This is a genomic window from Telmatocola sphagniphila, assembly GCF_018398935.1.
Classification (GTDB): domain Bacteria; phylum Planctomycetota; class Planctomycetia; order Gemmatales; family Gemmataceae; genus Telmatocola; species Telmatocola sphagniphila.
This window is the reverse complement of the sequence record NZ_CP074694.1, coordinates 1,206,293-1,224,285: the sequence shown is the minus strand read 5'-3', so window position 1 is coordinate 1,224,285 and position 17,993 is coordinate 1,206,293. Positions and strand designations below refer to the sequence as shown.

Annotated in this window: 17 protein-coding genes and 1 tRNA gene; 9 read left to right on the top strand and 9 right to left on the bottom strand. The window is 51.4% G+C overall.

What is annotated here, in order from left to right; genetic code table 11:
* Window positions 1-26: 26 nt before the first annotated feature.
* From KIH39_RS05225 to ald, 7 genes are all read right to left on the bottom strand, one after another.
* Window positions 27-1,070, bottom strand: a complete 1,044-nt coding sequence (locus KIH39_RS05225) for an LOG family protein (RefSeq protein WP_213498207.1) — start codon at window positions 1,068-1,070, stop codon at window positions 27-29.
* Window positions 1,071-1,171: 101 nt separating this feature from the next.
* Window positions 1,172-1,570, bottom strand: coding sequence for an STAS domain-containing protein (locus KIH39_RS05220; RefSeq protein ID WP_213498206.1), 399 nt, complete (start codon window positions 1,568-1,570; stop codon window positions 1,172-1,174).
* A 200-nt stretch (window positions 1,571-1,770) separates the two neighbouring features.
* Window positions 1,771-3,696 carry a 1-deoxy-D-xylulose-5-phosphate synthase gene (dxs, locus tag KIH39_RS05215; RefSeq protein WP_213500282.1) on the bottom strand — a complete coding sequence of 642 codons (1,926 nt, stop codon included), beginning with the start codon at window positions 3,694-3,696 and terminating at the stop codon, window positions 1,771-1,773.
* A gap of 105 nt (window positions 3,697-3,801) precedes the next feature.
* Window positions 3,802-4,716: a polyprenyl synthetase family protein gene (locus KIH39_RS05210; RefSeq protein ID WP_213498205.1), complete on the bottom strand. Its 915-nt coding sequence runs from the start codon at window positions 4,714-4,716 to the stop codon at window positions 3,802-3,804.
* Window positions 4,717-4,761: 45 nt separating this feature from the next.
* Window positions 4,762-5,088: an exodeoxyribonuclease VII small subunit gene (gene xseB, locus KIH39_RS05205; RefSeq protein ID WP_213498204.1), complete on the bottom strand. Its 327-nt coding sequence runs from the start codon at window positions 5,086-5,088 to the stop codon at window positions 4,762-4,764.
* Complete coding sequence (xseA, locus tag KIH39_RS05200; RefSeq protein ID WP_213498203.1) at window positions 5,085-6,302, bottom strand: exodeoxyribonuclease VII large subunit; 1,218 nt, start codon at window positions 6,300-6,302, stop codon at window positions 5,085-5,087. Before xseA ends, xseB begins: the two co-directional genes overlap by 4 nt.
* Before the next feature lie 47 nt (window positions 6,303-6,349).
* Entirely contained in the window at window positions 6,350-7,453 is a 1,104-nt protein-coding gene (gene ald, locus KIH39_RS05195) for an alanine dehydrogenase (protein ID WP_213498202.1), read from the bottom strand.
* Window positions 7,454-7,584: 131 nt separating this feature from the next.
* On the opposite strand from ald, the gene KIH39_RS05190 reads away from it, so the two are divergent.
* The 7 genes from KIH39_RS05190 to KIH39_RS05160 are packed head-to-tail and all read left to right on the top strand — an operon-like array spanning window position 7,585 to window position 15,683.
* Entirely contained in the window at window positions 7,585-8,517 is a 933-nt protein-coding gene (locus tag KIH39_RS05190) for a hypothetical protein (protein WP_213498201.1), read from the top strand.
* An 18-nt stretch (window positions 8,518-8,535) separates the two neighbouring features.
* Window positions 8,536-9,282 (top strand): ABC transporter ATP-binding protein, encoded by a 747-nt coding sequence (locus KIH39_RS05185; protein WP_213498200.1) that lies wholly within the window; start codon window positions 8,536-8,538, stop codon window positions 9,280-9,282.
* Window positions 9,279-10,988, top strand: coding sequence for a putative ABC transporter permease subunit (locus tag KIH39_RS05180; RefSeq protein WP_213498199.1), 1,710 nt, complete (start codon window positions 9,279-9,281; stop codon window positions 10,986-10,988). Before KIH39_RS05185 ends, KIH39_RS05180 begins: the two co-directional genes overlap by 4 nt.
* A 38-nt stretch (window positions 10,989-11,026) precedes the next feature.
* On the top strand, window positions 11,027-12,223 hold the full coding sequence (locus KIH39_RS05175; protein WP_213498198.1) for a molybdopterin molybdotransferase MoeA: 1,197 nt from the start codon (window positions 11,027-11,029) through the stop codon (window positions 12,221-12,223).
* 22 nt (window positions 12,224-12,245) lie between these two features.
* Entirely contained in the window at window positions 12,246-13,937 is a 1,692-nt protein-coding gene (lnt, locus tag KIH39_RS05170) for an apolipoprotein N-acyltransferase (RefSeq protein ID WP_213498197.1), read from the top strand.
* 19 nt (window positions 13,938-13,956) lie between these two features.
* Window positions 13,957-14,781 (top strand): alpha/beta hydrolase, encoded by an 825-nt coding sequence (locus tag KIH39_RS05165; RefSeq protein ID WP_213498196.1) that lies wholly within the window; start codon window positions 13,957-13,959, stop codon window positions 14,779-14,781.
* Between the two features lie 59 nt (window positions 14,782-14,840).
* A complete protein-coding gene (locus tag KIH39_RS05160; protein ID WP_213498195.1) occupies window positions 14,841-15,683 on the top strand; it encodes a hypothetical protein in 843 nt (280 codons plus the stop codon).
* A gap of 84 nt (window positions 15,684-15,767) precedes the next feature.
* Here the strand turns inward: KIH39_RS05160 and KIH39_RS05155 are convergent, their stop codons facing one another.
* Window positions 15,768-16,532 carry a BON domain-containing protein gene (locus tag KIH39_RS05155; protein WP_213498194.1) on the bottom strand — a complete coding sequence of 255 codons (765 nt, stop codon included), beginning with the start codon at window positions 16,530-16,532 and terminating at the stop codon, window positions 15,768-15,770.
* Between the two features lie 227 nt (window positions 16,533-16,759).
* On the opposite strand from KIH39_RS05155, the gene KIH39_RS05150 reads away from it, so the two are divergent.
* Window positions 16,760-16,833 (top strand) — tRNA-Arg (locus KIH39_RS05150).
* Between the two features lie 120 nt (window positions 16,834-16,953).
* Window positions 16,954-17,481, top strand: a complete 528-nt coding sequence (locus KIH39_RS05145; RefSeq protein WP_213498193.1) for a hypothetical protein — start codon at window positions 16,954-16,956, stop codon at window positions 17,479-17,481.
* Window positions 17,482-17,582: 101 nt separating this feature from the next.
* Here the strand turns inward: KIH39_RS05145 and KIH39_RS05140 are convergent, their stop codons facing one another.
* Window positions 17,583-17,978 (bottom strand): DNA-binding transcriptional response regulator, encoded by a 396-nt coding sequence (locus KIH39_RS05140; RefSeq protein WP_213498192.1) that lies wholly within the window; start codon window positions 17,976-17,978, stop codon window positions 17,583-17,585.
* Window positions 17,979-17,993 lie beyond the last annotated feature (15 nt).

Sequence of the window (17,993 nt, the reverse complement as noted above, 5' to 3'; positions counted from 1 at the left end):
CGAACAGAGGAAACAGAAAGTTAGACTCAAGCCCGATTTATATGGTTTATGAGTTGGCGCAACCGGCCGTGAGCCCTGCGGTCAAATTTGAATTTCAGTCTCGGCAGATCGGCTAGGGCCGGTTCATTGGCCTCAGCGGGCAAAGCCTTGGTCAACTCGAAATTGCCACTAGGGCAGATATCGGCGTACTCCGCGCGAATATCTTCCAGGGTGGAGGGAGATATCGATTGTTTCAAGCGTAAAACGAGTTCACCGCGAACGTATCTCATTGAATGGTACACTCGGTAAAACGTTTGAATTTCTCGAACGGCCTCGTTCACGTCATCTGTAACGCTGTACAGCGAAAGATCCGCGGGCGAAATCATTTTTTTCGCCAGCAATTCTTCGCGAATGAAATTATCCCATAATTTCCAGTAGGTCCCGCCCGGTTCATCCAGACATACAACCGGGAACATATGACTTTTGCCCGTTTGAATCAGTGTCAGAACTTCAAACCCTTCATCGTGAGTTCCAAAACCCCCGGGGAATAACACCACGGCATCCGTTTCTTTCACGAACATCAGTTTTCGGGTGAAGAAGTACTTCATGGTCATCAGCTTCTGGTCGCCGAGTATGATCGGATTGGCAAACTGCTCGAAAGGAAGCTGAATGTTGACGCCAATAGACATTTCCCGTTCCGCGCCTTCGTGACCGGCTTCCATAATGCCACTGGCGGCTCCGGTGATTACCATGTAGCCCGCTTTGACAATCTCGCGGCCGAAATCGACCGCAACTTTATAAAGTTTCTCCTGCGGTTTAGTTCGAGCGGAACCGAAAATCGTGACCTTGGGTCGACCCTTGTAATTGTTGAATACCTTGAAGCAATAACGAAGTTCTTTCAGTGCACTCGAAATAAGTTTGATGTCTCCGCGGTTAGCCCCATCGCTGACGAGTTTATCCGCCGTTTCTTTGATTTCCCGGGCGAAATCTTCCACCGAGTAATTTGAAGTATCCCGACGTCGTTTCGGGTTTCCGCCGTAGGGCGGAATTTCCAGAGGTATTTCGGGATTTTCGGACTTTTCAGAGTCCATTGATTTCTCGCGTAAGAAATGGGAAGGCGGATAATCAGAATAGGGTTCAATTCCCCTAATCGTGATTTGCCTGAGAAATTGGGAGATATTCACGCCAACGTTCAATCCCCGCTTAGCGCTGCAATCGCAGTCGCCCGATCATCGTAGATGGCCCAGAGCGTATCCAGCGCAGTTTGATGGAGCAATTCGCGAATCCGATCTCCCAATCCCGCCAGCACCAACTCACTATCCCGTTTCTTGACCAGAAGATGGCAGCGAAGCAGGAAGGTGATAAATTCGGAGCCAAAGTAGCTGACATTGGAAAGATCGACGATCAAATGAGTGGGCGGATTTTCTTTAAGGGGAGCCAGAACCATTTGCGCGGCGGGCTCGATCAGATTACTGGGTAAACTTTCTATCGAGGACGAAGGGATAATAATTGCAATATCACCATAGCGTTTGATCTGAAACGTGTCTTCCGAGCTGGCATACCGCTCTGCAGAATTGCCGGTCGTACTCATGAAATATCCTTCTGCTGAATCCTCAAATTCCGTCGCAGTATAGCAAGAATCCTTTCGGATCCCCATCAAATTTTTCAGAAATTCAGCATATACAAGCTTACATTCAAGAATTTCACCGACTCTTAAAATACTGCAACAAATTGCTGTCGCCCATCATCGGAGCTCAATCGGTGGTCAATCGGAATAGGAACAACTTGTGCTCAGCGTAGCGATTCCGTGAGTTCGGTGTGGGATTCAGTGAATTGCTCGTTGGCCTTTCGCATCGACTTACAAAGCCCTTCGACATCCAAGCCCAGTTCCGCGAGGAGTTCGTGGCGCTCTGCATGATCGATGAAACGATCTGGCAGGCCGACCCGAATAATCTTTCGCGAATCCAAGTTGGCTCGATTAGCGGCTTCCAAAACAGCACTCCCGAAACCTCCCTCGAGAGTGCCTTCTTCCACTGTGAGTATGAACTTCGTGTGCTTCAGAGCGCCCAGGATCGTTTCCGAATCGAGCGGCTTCACGAATCGGGCGTTAATCAGACCAATCTGCATTCCTTCGGCCCGCAGTTTCAGAACCGCCTGATAGCAGGAGGGCATGATGGCACCAAACGCCACAAAAGTCCCGTCCACGCCTTCCAGCACGGTCTCGGCTTTACCCAGTCGAATTGGAGCTTTGGGCCTCTCAACCTTTTCCAGATTCGTTTTGGGGTATCGAATGGAAGTGGGACTCTTCTGCTGCAGTGCAAACTGCAGCATAGGCTCGACTTCCGTTTCATCCCCAGGGGCCATGCAGATCATATTCGGGAATAATCGCATGTAAGGGATATCGAATACGCCGTGATGCGTCGGTCCGTCTGGGCCGGTAAGCCCCGCACGATCCATGGTGAAGACAACGGGGAGATTCTGAAGAGCCACTTCCTGGAAGATCTGATCGAAAGCTCTCTGAAGGAAGGTGGAGTAGATATCCACGATTGGCTTCATTCCTGCTTTGGCCATGCCGCCTGCGAAAGCGACGGCATGCGATTCGCAGATTCCGACATCGAAGAATCGGGTGGGGAAACTCTCGCGGACCTTCTCCAGTTTGTTTCCCTGGCACATTGCAGCCGTGAGGATGGCCACCTTTTCATCCGCAACCATGGCCTGATGGATGGCATCACTCATCGAATCGGTGTAAGCTCGCGCGCCCCCGGCTTTCAGCTCGAGGACCGTACGTTCTGGACCGAGCTTCGTGATCACCGGGGGAGTGTGGAACTTGACGGGGTCGGCACTGGCTTCCGGAACCCCCTCGCCTTTATTGGTGAACACATGCAGCAGCAACGGGCCCTTCTGATTTTTCAAATCCGCGAGGATCGTTCGTAGATTGTTGAGGTCGTGTCCATCGACGGGGCCGAAATAGCGGAAACCCATCTCTTCAAACAGCATTCCCTCGCGTAGAATTGCTCCTTTCATGCCATCGCGGAGATGTTCCAGGGCATGCTGAGCTTTTTCGCCTATGTAAGGAATGGTGTGCAGAACTTTGCTAATGGTCTTCTTGGATCCCTGGTAGAATTCGGTCATCCGGGTTTTATCGAGATATCGGGCCAGACCGCCGGTACGAGGACATATCGACATCTTGTTGTCGTTGAGAATCACCAGGACATTCTGATCCATGCCGGAAATGTTGTTAATAGCCTCATAAACCACGCCGGAAACGAAAGCGCCATCACCGATCACGGCCACAGCTTTACGTTCGCTCTGACCCATTAAATCATCGGCCGCTTTCAACCCCGAAACGGTGGAGACGCTGCTACCGGCGTGCCCGGTCATGAATAGATCGTAAATGCTCTCATTGGGATTGGGATATCCCATCAGACCGCCTTTTGTGCGTATCGAACTAAATTGTCGATAGCGGCCGGTAATCAGTTTCTGCGGGTAAATCTGATGGCCTGTGTCCCAAATCAAGCGGTCCCGGGAAAAATCGAAAGTGAGATGCAAAGCCAGACAGAGTTCGACCACGCCCAGATTGCTGGCGAAGTGAGCGGGGCGAATGCTCATGATTCTCACGAGCTCGTCTCGAATTTCCTGCGTCAACTGATTGAGTTGTTCGTCCGACAGTCGCTTGAGGTCCGCGGGAGATTCAATTTGAGACAGTAACAAGCCCATTGTGGAATCCTTCAAGACTAAATCCTTTCCAAACCCGGCCCTGCTCTCGGCTAACAGGTATATACCTCTACGAAGGTATGATAGTCTGTTCGCACGCCAAGCGAATTACTTTTTGCGATTTCTTAGGGCGAGCAACAAATCTTTTAAGGGGGAGGCCTTCTCGCCGAATACTTCAATAGCCTTCAATCCGCGATTGAAATGCTTCTCTGCTTCCAACTCGCTCTGCTCGATGCCGATCAAACCGGGATAGGTCAGCTTACCTCGCCCCGCATCCTTTTTCGTTTTTTTCCCCGCAGTCTGTTCATCGCTGTGTAAATCCAGCAGATCATCAGTGATTTGGAACGCCTGACCGAAGGAATTCCCATAGATTTCGAGATTTTGCCAGTATTCCTCGATTTGCGACATTTCCAGACAGGCGACTTCGTATCCCAATCGGACGGAAGCCAGGAAGAGTGCCCCGGTTTTCCGGGTCTGAATATTCTTCAGAAAGAGCTGGTCGTTCTTATCTCGATCACACTCGGCATCGGCGATCTGGCCATCGGCAATTAAATCGAGGACCTGACCGCCGACCATGCCTATTGGCCCTGCCCCCAAAGCCAGCGCGAGGACCGGAGCGGGATTGGAGGAATAATCCTTGGCCAGGATTTCGAAGGCTAAGGTAAGCAACGCATCCCCAGCGAGAATGGCAAGCGCTTCTCCGAAGACTTTATGCGATGTCGGCTTCCCCCGACGAAGATCATCGTCATCCATCGCCGGTAGGTCGTCATGAATCAAAGAATAGGTGTGAACGCATTCAACGGCCGCGGCCGCCGGCAGGGCCTGATGAGAATTCCCACCTAAAGCTTCTACAGCTGCGAAAACCAGAAGCGGTCGAACACGTTTACCGCCGGCCATCAGGCTGTAAAGCATGGCCTCTTTGAGAATTTTCGGAGCGCCGTTCAGCTGGTCCGAGAGCCATACCTGAAGATATTCCTCAACCGACTGCTGATGCGACTTAGCCCATTCCTGAAAATTTGCCATGATTATGGAGTTATGAAAGACTTGGAAATTTCCCAGAGAATCGTCTCAGAAAGGAAGTTCTTCATTATCCGCTTTCGACGCTTTCCGGCGTGCTCGCGTCGCTGGCTTCGCTTCCTCGGCGGGGGTTTCCGAGGACGCCGTGTGTGAAAAATTTTCAAATTTCAGAGTGCCATCCTCGGAACCCGTGAGCTTCAGGATTTTCAATTCCGCCTGGCTCAACGTCGCGTAACACTGTTTGAGCAAGCTGACGCCTCTTTCGTACTGAGAGAGGCTCTCTTCCAGGGAAGTCGTGTTGCTTTCCAAGACGGAAAGGATGTCTTCCAGTTCCGCGAGCGATTCTTCCATGGATAGGCTTTTCGGTGTTTCACTCATGACGCTGGCTTCACCTCTTCGATTCGGCTGATGATCTCCCCATCCGCCAGACGCGTTCGAATTCGCTGATCGATTTTCAATTCTTTCGTTGTAGCTATCTTAGAGGTTTCTATTTCCTGGGTGAGGCTGTAACCTCGACTTAGTACTTTGAGCGGGCTCAGTGATTCGAGCTTTGCGGAAGCGGTGACGAGTTGATTTTGGTAGCGGGATTTTCTGTCCTGCCAGTTTCGGAGCAGTCGGTCGGCCAGCAAGTCCAGACGCTGTTCGCGATCCCGAATGCCATCCAGAGGACTTCTAAACGCCTGGTGTCGCACTATCGAATCAAGTCTGACGCGAATTCGCTCCGCTTTCTGCCGGAGTAACTCTCCCAACCGCGACAGGTTCGCTTCCAGATTACTTAATAATTCGTCGCGAACGGGAGTGCAGGCCACCGCGGCCTGGGTGGGGGTCAATGCGCGATAATCGGCCACCATATCCGATATACTCACATCGATTTCGTGCCCGACGGCACTAATCACCGGAATACGCGACTCAAAAATCGCATCCGCAACGATTTCCGTATCAAAGGCAGACAGATCCTCTGCGGAACCTCCTCCCCGACCCACAATTAATAGGTCGATGGGGTATCCCGCCAGAGGAGTTTCATTTGAGATTCTGATGGCCCGAGCTATCTCGGCGGGAGCCGTATCCCCCTGAACCCGAACGGGAAATAAAAGAATTTCCGCAACCGGCCAGCGAGATCGAAAGACCTCGAGCATGTCTCGAATAGCTGCTCCAGTCGGGCTCGTCACTAAAGCGATCCGACGTGGAAACTTCGGCAGGGGGCGTTTTCGTTCCGAGCTGAAGTAGCCGAGCTTCTGCAACTTTTCTTTGAGTTGCCGGAGTTTCAACTCCTGAAGACCCATACCCTTGGGTTGGATGGCATCGACGATCAGTTGATACTGGCCGCTGGGAGGATAAACTGTAATGCGGCCTTTAGCCAGAATCTCCAGGCCATCGTGTAAGTCAAACGGGCAGCGTTCCGCAGAACTGCGGTACATCACACATTTCAACTGGGCCTGACTGTCCCGCAATGCAAAATAGAGATGTTTGGAAGCCGGACGACTGAGGTTGGAAATTTCCCCTGCCACCCACACCTGGGGAAATCCCGCTTCCAGCAACTGTTTGATGGTTGCCGTAATTGCTGAAATAGTCAGTACTTGGGATTCTGTCATGGCGTATTCAATTTGGACTTCCAGAAAGACGGAAATCCATTCTTCTCTCAAAACGCGGAGGAGTAACCCAGTTTAAAGGTCTCGGCTACAGCCTGATTGGTAACGCGCCCCTGATGAATGTTAATACCTTGCGCCAGAGCGATGTTATCCCGCGAGGCTTTTTCCACACCCTTATTGGCGAGTTGGAGAGCATAAGGAAGGGTAACGTTGGTGAGTCCGTAGGTGCTGGTTCGACCTACCGCCCCGGGCATATTGGTCACACAGTAGTGAACGATATCATCCACGATGTAAGTCGGATGAGCGTGAGTGGTCGGGCGGGAGGTTTCGATGCAGCCCCCCTGATCGATCGCAACATCAATGATCACGGCACGATGCGGCATTTTCTTCAAATCTTCGCGTCGCACCAACATGGGAGTGCGCGCACCAGGTATCAGAACCGCGCCGATCACCAAATCCGCCTGTGCAAGGGCCTTAAGAATATTGTGGCGATCGCTGAAAACAGTGGTGACATTCTTAGGCATTACGTCATCGAGATAACGAAGCCGATCGAGATTGATGTCCAACAAAGTGACATTTGCGCCTAACCCGGCCGCCATCTTGGCCGCGTTGGCACCGACAATGCCGCCCCCCAGGACGACGACCTCCGCGGGAGGAACACCGGGTATGCCACTCAATAGAATGCCGCGTCCCTGGAAAGGACGTTCCAGATATTTGGCCCCTTCCTGAATGCTCATCCGGCCTGCCACTTCGCTCATCGGTGTAAGAAGCGGAAGATTACCTCGAACATCTTTAATAGTTTCGTATGCGATGGCGGTGATGCCGCTTTCGAGTACCGCGCGAGTCAACTTTTCATCGGCTGCAAAATGAAAGTAAGTAAAAACCACCTGCCCGGCCTGCATGCTCGGCCACTCATCGGAAAGCGGTTCTTTCACTTTGATGATCATTTCGGATCGCTTCCAGATCGTCGCCGCATCCGGAACGATTTCGGCCCCACTCTCGGCATAGCGTTCGTCGGAGATACCGCTGCCAGTCCCTGCCCCGGCCTGAACGAGAACTTTATGCCCCGCTCGGGTCAATTCTTCAACTCCGACTGGGATCATGGCTACACGATACTCATCCGACTTGATTTCGCTCGGTACTCCGACAATCATGACTCTATCTTCCCTCAAGAATTCTCAATTAACTGCGTTATGCTAGTATCCAATGAATTCTCGACCACCGAGAAAACCTTTTCGAAGCGGTCTTCGTACAAAAGGTACATGTCTTTTTGAGGTCTACCATCATGCCCTCCCGCTTTGTCACCTTAATGATCATTCTGTTCTGGTTTTTTACCGTGGGCTGGTTCGTCAAACGCGAATTCCTGCCGTCCTGGTTAGCCAGCGATAGCAGTCCCGAATTTTCCGTTGATCTGGCCGATGAAGCGGCCCCCCGTATCACCAGTTGGAACATCTTCCAGGGTGAAAAAAAGCTGGGATATCTCAATTCCAAGTTGAGCTTCCTCGGCAAAGAAGATGCTTTTGAAATAGAGAATCGCCTCCAGAGCATGGTGGTGAAAATGGGAATACTTCAGTACAACCTCGAAGTCCATATCCCATCGATTCGAACAGTCTCCGTTATCGATCGAAACGGACAACTCCGCAAGCAGAGCACTTCGGGTAAGTTTCAGATTTATTTCAACATTGGCCCCCAAGCTCAGGACTCTTCGCAATCTTTATCCTTCGAAGCGGAGCTGGAAGGGGAAGTCCGGGAGGGACAATTCCAGGGACAAAGCTTTTTAAGAACACCTTTCGGTGAATTCAAGAACGACCTGACCCCGTTTCCTGTCACGCGCGGCAATCTATTCAATCCCATGCAACCTCAGGATCGCATCTTCGGGCTCACCCCAGGAAGAAGCTGGAAGATGACGCTCGTTGATCCCGTATCGGAAACGATCTCCCAGGCGACCTTCCAAACGCTTAATAATCTTGCGAAGCAGGCGAAATTGGAACTTCCCCTGGAAACGCTGAAAAGTCGACAAGCCCCCGAGATAATTGCGGAAGTACTGGCAGAACCTCAACAATTGTTGTGGAAGGATGTCCAGGAGAACTGCCAGGTGATCGAATATCGCAACGACAGCGTTACCGGACGGACGTGGGTACGCATCTCGGATGGTAAAGTATTACAGCAGGAAGCCACCGGTTTTGGCGAGAAGCTGAAACTCGTACGAGACAACTAACGGAAATCGAGCTCTCCCATGATTGAATTAAAAAATGTCAGCAAACTCTACGGTGACAAAGTCGCCGTAAGAGATATGAACCTATCCATTGCCGCCGGAGAACTCTTCGCGTTCTTGGGCCCCAATGGCGCAGGCAAGACCACCACGATCAAGATGATCTGCGGGCTCCTTTTCCCCAGCTCCGGAAGCATCCACATCGGTGGATATGAAATACAGAAAGATGGCGACAAAGCCCGCCAACTAATCAGCTACGTCCCCGATCAGCCCTATCTCTACGAGAAATTATCGGGCCGGGAATTTCTGACGTTCACCGCCGATTTATACGGCATGCCGCGTTCGCAATCGGCAGATCGAATCGAAGAGATGATCGCCCTGTTTCGAATGCAGGAATTCGTCGACGATCTCAGCGAACGTTATTCTCACGGCATGCGTCAGAGGACGGTATTTGCCGCGGCGATGGTCCACCAGCCCAAAATCCTGATTGTGGACGAGCCGACGGTGGGTCTCGATCCCAAATCGATTCGATTGCTGAAAGACCTTCTCCGCGAGGAGGCTTGTCGGGGTACGACGGTTTTCCTCTCCACGCACGCCCTCGATGTGGCCCAGGAGTTGGGAGACCGCATCGGAATTGTGGATCATGGCCGTTTGATCGGCTGCGGCAGCCTGGATGAACTTCGCAAGCAAGCCAGCCTGGCGGGATCGCTGGAAGAGGTCTTCCTCAAGATCACCGAGGAGTCGACAAACGAGCAGGAGGCTGCAGCATGACTTCATCCCATACCCCCCTGCCCCAACCGGCCATCTTCCGGGGTTTACGGCTGACGTTGTTGCGCAACTCTAGCCGGCAACTCCTGTCGAGTTCAAGAATTCGCGTCATCACCATCATCAGCTGCGGAATTCTGGTCTGGGGAGCCGTATTCGGGGCGAGTTATTCTGGCTTCACTCTGGTGAATCAGAACAAAGTCGCCGCGGCCGGCGGAATCCTGGAGCTACTGTTTGACAGTCTGTTTTTCACTCTCGGAACGATGCTCATCCTTTCCACCGGATTGATCGTCTATGCCAGTCTGTTTACCGGTGTGGAAACTCGCTATCTTTTGACTACACCTGCTCGTGCCGATCATATTTTCACGACGAAATTTCAAAGTGCCATAGGCTTCAGTAGCTGGGCTTTTCTGGTACTCGGGGTGCCCATTCTGATTGCCTATGGGATCACCTTTGAAGTCAGCGTATGGTTTTTTCTCGGCATCCCCTTCTTTCTCGGCGGGTTCATTATCATCCCCGGTGCCGTTGGCAGCCTAGTCTGTTTGGGGATAGTGAATCTCCTACCGCGGCAAAAAAAGCTTTTTCTGATTTTGAGTCTGGTGATCTTATCAGTCGGAGTAGTTATCTGGCTGATCCGGATGTTCGTTACTCTGAGAACGGGCGTGAGCGGCAATAGGGATGCCCTGCAATCGATTTTCGATATGTTCTGGCTGGCCCGAAATCGTTATATGCCCAGCCACTGGATGAGTAAGGGACTTCTCGAACTTGCCCGGGGGGAACTGGCCGAAGCAGGCTATCACCTCGCTTTAATCTGGAGCAATGGGCTTTTTCTATTTCTGCTGGCGGCCGCACTGGCGAAACAGGTTTATCGGCGCGGATATAATCGGATCTCGACACTCGGAGGACCGCATCGAAAATATGGGGAGTCGATCCTGGATCGGATTATGCTCAAGTTCGTCTGGTTCCTGGATACCCAGACCAAGACTATGATTATCAAGGATTTCAGAACGTTTCGTCGGGAACCTGCGCAAGTCGGTCAACTCAGTCTGTTCGCCGTGCTTCTGCTGATGTGCGTCATGAATTCGAGGCAGTTTTTCAAAGCCGATATTCCAATTGCGTATCAGCATGGCCTGAGCCTACTGAACCTCTCGGCGACCGGTTTATTAATCTGCGCCTATCTGGGCAGATTCATCTACCCGTTGATCAGTCTCGAAGGTCGGAAGTTCTGGATTCTCGGTCTGTTACCATTGAAAAGGGAAAAATTGCTTTGGGGCAAGTTTGCCTTCGCTTTAACGGGAACACTCCTGTTCGGTTTAGGCATGGTACTGCTAAGCGATCTCGTCCTCAATATGCCTTGGACGGCCCTGGGCATTCACCTGTTCGCAATGTTTATCATGGTAGTGGGTTTGTGCGGCATGGCAGTTGGCATCAGCGCCTGGATGCCGAACTTTCGCGAGTCCGATCCCTCCAAAATCGTCGTTGGCTTCGGCGGAACTATGTTCACGGTCACCGGTTTCGGTTACATGGTGCTCTGTGTGGCCCTGATCTGCGGCCCGTACCACATTGCATATGCATCCACCGCTATCACCCAGTTAAAGGCTCAATCCTGGTGGACCTTCGCAGGCCTTCCGATTGGGATTATCATGGCTGGGATTGCCTTTGGTTTTCCCATGCGAGCCGGCATCCGACGACTAAACACCATGGAGTTCTAATCGAGCCTTGGTAAAATCTCCCCCGGAGGAGATTTTTGATGCTATCTGTTTCTGACGCTCTGCAAATTGTTTTGAATCAGGCTCACCGTCTCAAACCGGTGCAATTCAACCTGGGTCGGGAGATTCTGGGGCTCGTACTTGCGGAAGATTTACTTGCGGATCGTGACTCACCTCCATTCGATAAATCGATGATGGATGGGATCGCAGTTAATACTTCCGAACCGGGCCCAGATTATGAACTTTCGAACACGATCCTGGCCGGCGATTCTCTCCCACGAACGCTTCTAACCGGTCAAGCAATGCGAATCATGACGGGTGCCTCTGTACCCATCGGAGCAGATGCCGTCATTCCAGTAGAGGTGCTGACGGAATCGGCCAACCGGCGAATTCGGAATAATTCCGCGCCTCCGAAACCGGGCAAAAACATCTTAAAACGGGGCACGGAATATAAGTGCGGCGATGTCATACTCCCCCAGGGTCTCGTCCTAAATCCGGCTGTAGTAGGATTGCTTTCCAGTATTGGTCAGACGGAACTCCCATGCTATCCCATACCTCGGATTTGCGTATTCAGCTCAGGAAATGAAATCGTCGAACCCCACCAGCAACCGGTTGGAAGCCAGATTCGAAATAGCAACGGACCGATGCTCACGGCACTGGCCGAACAAGTGGGAGCCGAAGCCACTTATCTGGGAATCATCCCGGACGAGGAAGAAAAATTAAAAACGGAAATTGCTCGGGGAAGTGAACGGGCGGATATTGTTCTGATCTCGGGCGGCGTTTCCATGGGCAGCCATGATCTGATTCCGAGAATTCTGGCCGAACTCGCAACCGAGATCTATTTTCACAAAATAGCGATGAAGCCGGGTAAGCCGCTACTCTTTGGTAAATTGGGCAAATGTCTGGTCTTCGGCCTTCCCGGAAACCCGGTCAGTTCGCTGGTCAGCTTCATTCTCTTCGTCGAGCCGGTTTTAAGAAAGTTACGTGGAGAGATAGAGTGTGAGCCTAAAAAGGTATTGCTCCCACTGTCTGAATCGTTGATAACGGATAACGACCGGCCGACTTACCTCCCAGGCCGCCTACTCGTTCAGGAAGGCATGGAATTGATTCGACCGATTCCCTGGGCAGGATCGGCCAATCTGCTGGCGTACAAGGAAGCCAATGTGCTATTAGCAGTCCCCGCCGGCCCGGTGAAATTAGCGCCCGGTGAGCGTGTCACTGCCTTCCGAATGAATTGAAGATCTTAACGCAGGACGTGTGATGAACTGTAACTGCTCCCGAACGCGAAATCTCCTAAGTCTCCTCAGCGGTTTAATGCTCTACGCCTGTTTCTATCCTTTGAATTTGGGCCTGGTGCTGGGTTGGGTTGCTCTGGTGCCCTTGCTGATTGCGGTCCTCAATAGTGAAACGCGTCGACAGGCCATACTCACTTCTTTATTCGCCGGTTTGGCCTTTTACGTTCCTGTATTGCAATGGATGCGAGTCGCTCATCCGGCCATGTACGCCACCTGGTTGGGACTGGCACTCTACTGCACTTTCTATCTGATTGTAGTGATGCTTTTGACCCGCTCGCTCGTACGAAAAGGGCTTCCTCTCTGGTTCGTTCTGCCGATGATCTGGACGCTCGGGGAATACATTCGAAGTCATTTCCCGACGGGGTTTTCATTCCTGGAATCGATCGGATTTCGCACGCACGTCGGCTTCGGCTGGTACCACCTGGGCTATAGCCAACGGGATAATTTTCTTTTCAGTCAACTCGCCAAGTATACGGGTATTTACGGTTTGACCTGGGTCCTGGTGCTGGTCAATTGCGTTCTGGCTCTTTGGATTCAAAGATATCTGAGCGCCAGTTCAAAAATGGTCTATTCCAATCGCCGAAGTTTAATTCTAGCCACAGTGGGTGCTCTTCTAGTTGTGATCGGGGTTCATTTCTCTGCGATTAATGATGGAATTAACGATGCAGTCTCCCTCAAAAGCACTCTTTCGCACGAACTAAAAGTTAAACTGATTCAAACCAACATTCCGCAGGACATCAAGAACGCCCGGGGTGACGAAATGCTCCATCAATTTTTGAGCCTAGGAGATGCGGCGGCTCGAGAGCGCCCCGACTTGATTATTTGGCCGGAGACTACCTGCCCGGACGAATGGTTGGATGCGGAAACTCCAAGTAAAAGAGCTTCGCTTCCTGTTGAATTTTCCAAGCGTCAGGCGATGCTGCGCGAGTATCTGACGAATCGGTTTCACTCGAATATTCTGGTCGGGCTGAACGGACTCGTTTACGAATCGAAAGAAGTCGAGTGGAAGTACAACTCCGCCTTATTCCTCAATGAAGACGGAACTCGGGATCAGCGGTACGACAAAATGCATCTGGTTCCGTTCGGGGAATACGTGCCGCTCCGCCAGACTTTTCCCTGGATGAAAATGTTCACTCCTTACGATCACGACTATAGCTGCAAACCGGGCGAAACCTGGACTCGGTTTGATCTAAAAAAAGAAGATAGAGATTTCCATTTCGGTGTGATGATTTGTTACGAAGACTCCGATGCTTCCATGGCCCGAGAAGCCGTTAGTCGTTCGATTGATGCGGGCGAACCGCTCGATTTCCTCGTCAACATATCGAACGACGGCTGGTTCAACGGCACTTCCGAGCACGAGGAACATCTTTCTATTTGCCGCTTCCGCGCCATTGAAACCCGGCGTCCCGTTGTGCGGGCCGTGAACATGGGAATTTCTGCGGTTATAGATGAATTCGGTGTCGTTAAAAAGCTTCCTGGCGACAACTATTCCAGCAGTAAAAAAGTGCAGGCAATTGTTTCCGACACACTAAAGCTTTACGACACAGCGACGGATAAAACCATCTATGTACGATTCGGAGATTGGGTACCGGGGATTTGCTTCCTCTGCCTGTTCGGTTGCCTGATTTGGAGCCGCGTTAGGGCAAAGGCAGTTTAAAACCGTGGCAGGAGCCATCATGTCCTGGTTCGGTCGCTCGAAAAAACACTGGTTCTGGCGAAGGGTTTACTTCTACGGGTTCTTTCTCATCATGTTCTTTGCTTTCAAACAATTCATAGAGCGGAAATTGGTATTCCGCGGGGATTCGGAGATGGAGCCGATTCCCAAGGAGCGGATCGCAGAATCGTTCTGCGAAACGCCTTCCGGCAACAAAATCCATTCCTGGTGGATGCCCGTCCCGAATGCCCGATGGCATATCGTTATTTTTCATGGCAATGCCGGCAACCTGAGTTTCTATGGCAGCCGAATGGCTCGCTTCGCGGAACTGTTGAAGGCCTCCACGATGGTCTTCGATTACCCCGGCTATGGCTTATCGACTGGAAGCCCCGACGAAAAAAGTTGCTACGAATCGGCGACAAGCGTCATTCAGGACTACATTCAAAGAGGTCTGATCGATCCCAACAAGCTAGTCTATCTGGGCGAATCCCTGGGTGGCGGCGTAGCCGTGGAACAATCGCGGGTTGTTCCCCCAAGGGCGCTGGTTTTGTTAAAAACATTCACGTCGCTTCCTGCCGCGGCGAAAAACCTCTATCCCATGCTTCCCACATTCACGTTGATGTCCAATCGGTTCGATAATCTAGGCAAAATCGGTCAACTTCATGTGCCCGTGATCCTATTCAGCGGCACGAGAGATCAACTCGTCCCTTTCCAGCACGGCCAGGAATTATTCGAAGCAGCGAACAATCCTAAAAAGTTCGTCGCCTTGGTGGGATCTCGGCACAATGACTTGATCCCCGACCTGTTTTATGCAGAGTTGGTATCGTTTCTGGATCAGATCAGATAATCTTGCGGCATTTTCCTCCCTGTGATATTCAGCCAGAGAGTTTAATTGGGGGAAATTCTATGCTGCGATTCATTCTTCTAGGATTGGTATTTTTCCCGGTCGCTTCGACGGTGTCGGCTCAGACTCCCGCCAGCTTCAAATACAAGATTGGGGATGAGTATCAGTTCAAGATCGAGCAATTGACTCAGATCGAAGATACCAACATTGACGAGAACACCAAAAAACCGGTAACCAACAAACTCCAAAGCAAACTTTCGGTTCTTAAGCACTGGAAGGTTCGCGATGTTTTAAAAGATGGTTCCGGGGTCATGGAACTGTCGATAAGCCGGATGCGACTCGAACGCAGTAATGGCAAGGACGCTCCTACTGTATTCGATTCCGAAAAACCCGATCCTGCCAACCCCAGTAACGAAGCTGAGTTCAAAAAGTTCATCAATCAGACTCTGGCGGTCGTGGTAGTGAACCCCAAGGGTATCGTTACCGAAGTGAAAGAAACCAAGCAGACCTCTGCCAAAGGTTTTCAAATCGATCTGCCGTTTAAGATCATGCTTCCTGAAAAGGAAATGGCCATGGGTGCTACCTGGAAACGCGACTTTGAAATTGAATTACCTCCCCCGGCTGGTACGGGCGAGAAGTATAAAGCCTCTCAGAAATGCGAATATACGGGAGATGCCAATCAGATGCAGAAGATTCATCTGAGCACTTCGATAGCGGACTTCCCGACGGGGATCGATGCCATACCGTTATTGAAGTATTTAGCGGAAGGGGATGTCTACTTCCATAACCAGTCGGGCCGATATATCGGGTGCCGACTGGTCGGAAGGAAAATCGTCGAAAACTATCAGGGCGAAGGCACTCGCTACGCCTACGAATCGAGCTTGAGCGAAGATCTCGCTAAGTGAGCATTCAACGAACAGTTCCCAGAAAATTGCGATTTCCTGGGAACCCATTTTTAAAATTCAAACCTTCTCAACACGGGTTCAATCTCACCAGAATCGAACTCGCCAATAATCGTGGGGAGTCGAAACCCGACCCATGTACCAGTGCCCGTCATCCCAGCTGAGCTGGACCGTTCGCCATCCCGGAGGAACCTTCGGGAAGGGATAGTACGGCCCGATGAACGGGAAGGCGTTATAAGGATACGCCTGAGGATAGGCCACGCGGCTTACGTTGTTGTAAGGAGCGTAGGTCGGCCACGAATAACCCGGCATTTTCGGTCCGTAAGGATCGTAGCCGCCGGCACCGGGGCCCACCAAAGGCACGGGATCGTTGCCGTAAGGAGCACCAGCAGGGACACCAACCGTTGCCATGGGCATCGGAGCGGGCGTCGCCGGGGGCTGCAGAGCGATCTGGCCAGGTTCCTGCGTCTGCATGCGGGCCAGTTGCAGGTTCATCGGCGGAGCGCTGGTTTCCAGCTTGGTGATCACTTTCATGTTCAGCACGACTTCGCTGACGCCGTCGACGCCCATGGCGTTTTTGGCGATCGCTTGCTGCTGATCCATGCTCAGAGCCGAGCCGGTCAGTTCGACCCGGCCTTTTTCGACGCGAATATTGACCGTCGCGCCTTCCGCCGTGCCGCTAGCCTTGATACGGCGAGCGATTTCATCGGCTACGACTTGGCTGTCTGGAGCCGAAGTCGTTTTTTCTGTTTTAGCACCGAACAAACTTTTGATAGGTTCGGAAGCGTGGACGGAGCCGCCGAGCCACAATCCTGTGCCGGCAGCCAATGTTAGGATGATTCGTCCCCTCACGATTATCCCTCCTTGTAAACGTGTTTCGTTCGAATCAATCGATGCAACAGTAATCTTTTCGTCTACCAGGCCAAAGTTCCGAAGTCCGACTCCGCCAGTCATAGAGGATAATAAATCTTGGAAACGGTGTTATTGGTGCATCTGCTACAACCATCCCAACCGGACTATTCGAATCTTGAGGGCATCCGGTTGACGATGCCCGTCCCAAAACCTAGATTATTCGTCTCGCACGTGTAGCTCAACTGGATAGAGCATCGGTCTACGGAACCGAAGGTTTCAGGTTCGACTCCTGACACGTGCATCATGTTAGCAAAGCACTTACGTCAAAATTGCAATTCTTTCAAAAAGCCTCCCTCTCCAATTCAAAGTTCGTTTGAATAAGATCTGCGCAGACCTTTTCCCTCTTCAAAAGGAGTTTTGAATGTTAAAAATCCTGCTCTCGATCCTGTTTATCACTATCGCAGGCCCCGCACTCGCTCAAGAAGTGGTTCCGCCGCTGAAAAAAGCCAAGATCGGAGACTATGTGATCTTCAAAATGGACAGTGCCGGAGCAAAAATGTCCATGCGACAGGAAGTCACGGCGGTTACCGATCAGGAAGTGACCGTGACCACCACTACGACAATCAATGGAATGCAGCAAAAAGACCTCGAACAGAAATTCAAGTTGAACGAAAAGTATGACCCAAGTGCAATGGCGAAAAATCAGAAAGACGCCAAAATCGAAGCTACCGGGAAAGGCGAAGAAACACTCAAGATCGATGGAAAAAGTTACAAGTGCAGCTGGCAGGGAAACAAGGTCACTGTAAAGAACGGCGACATGGAAATCGTCTCGGAATCCAAAGTTTGGATATCGAAAGACGCACCAGTTTTTGGATTGGTTAAAACCGAGACCAAAGTCTTCGGCCAGACCTCGACTCTGATTCTAGTGGAATCGGGCAGTAAAAAATAAGCGTACATTTTCACAGCATTCTGGGAGGATTCTCAGGGAGAAACCTCCTGAAGGCTTCAAACGAGTCCGTAAGCTCAAAACAATTGATTTGGAAAACTCCCTCAACGGATCGATACACCCATTTCGTATCGAGCATGATCAACCAGATTTCTCACCACATCGACCAGTACACCCGGAGCCAGTGGTTTGATCATAATCGCATAATCGCTAAACGGCAGAAGTTCCTCGGTCAACTCGGAAGGATGCGATGTAAGAATGAGAACGGGGATTGAAGGAATTTCATTCTCTTCTTTCATGAGGGACAGAATTCCTTCCCCGGATCCCCACAGCAAGTCGTGATCGAGTACCAACACCAACGGACTGCGATCACGCAGCGCATCGAGACAATCCAAGGCATTTCCAGCAATTAGGACTTCGTGACGCTCCGCCAGCAGGAACGCTTTGTAACCCGCTGTCAGAAAAGGGTCTGCCAGAGCAAGGAGGATGCGAGATCGCATAACGGCTCCTATTAT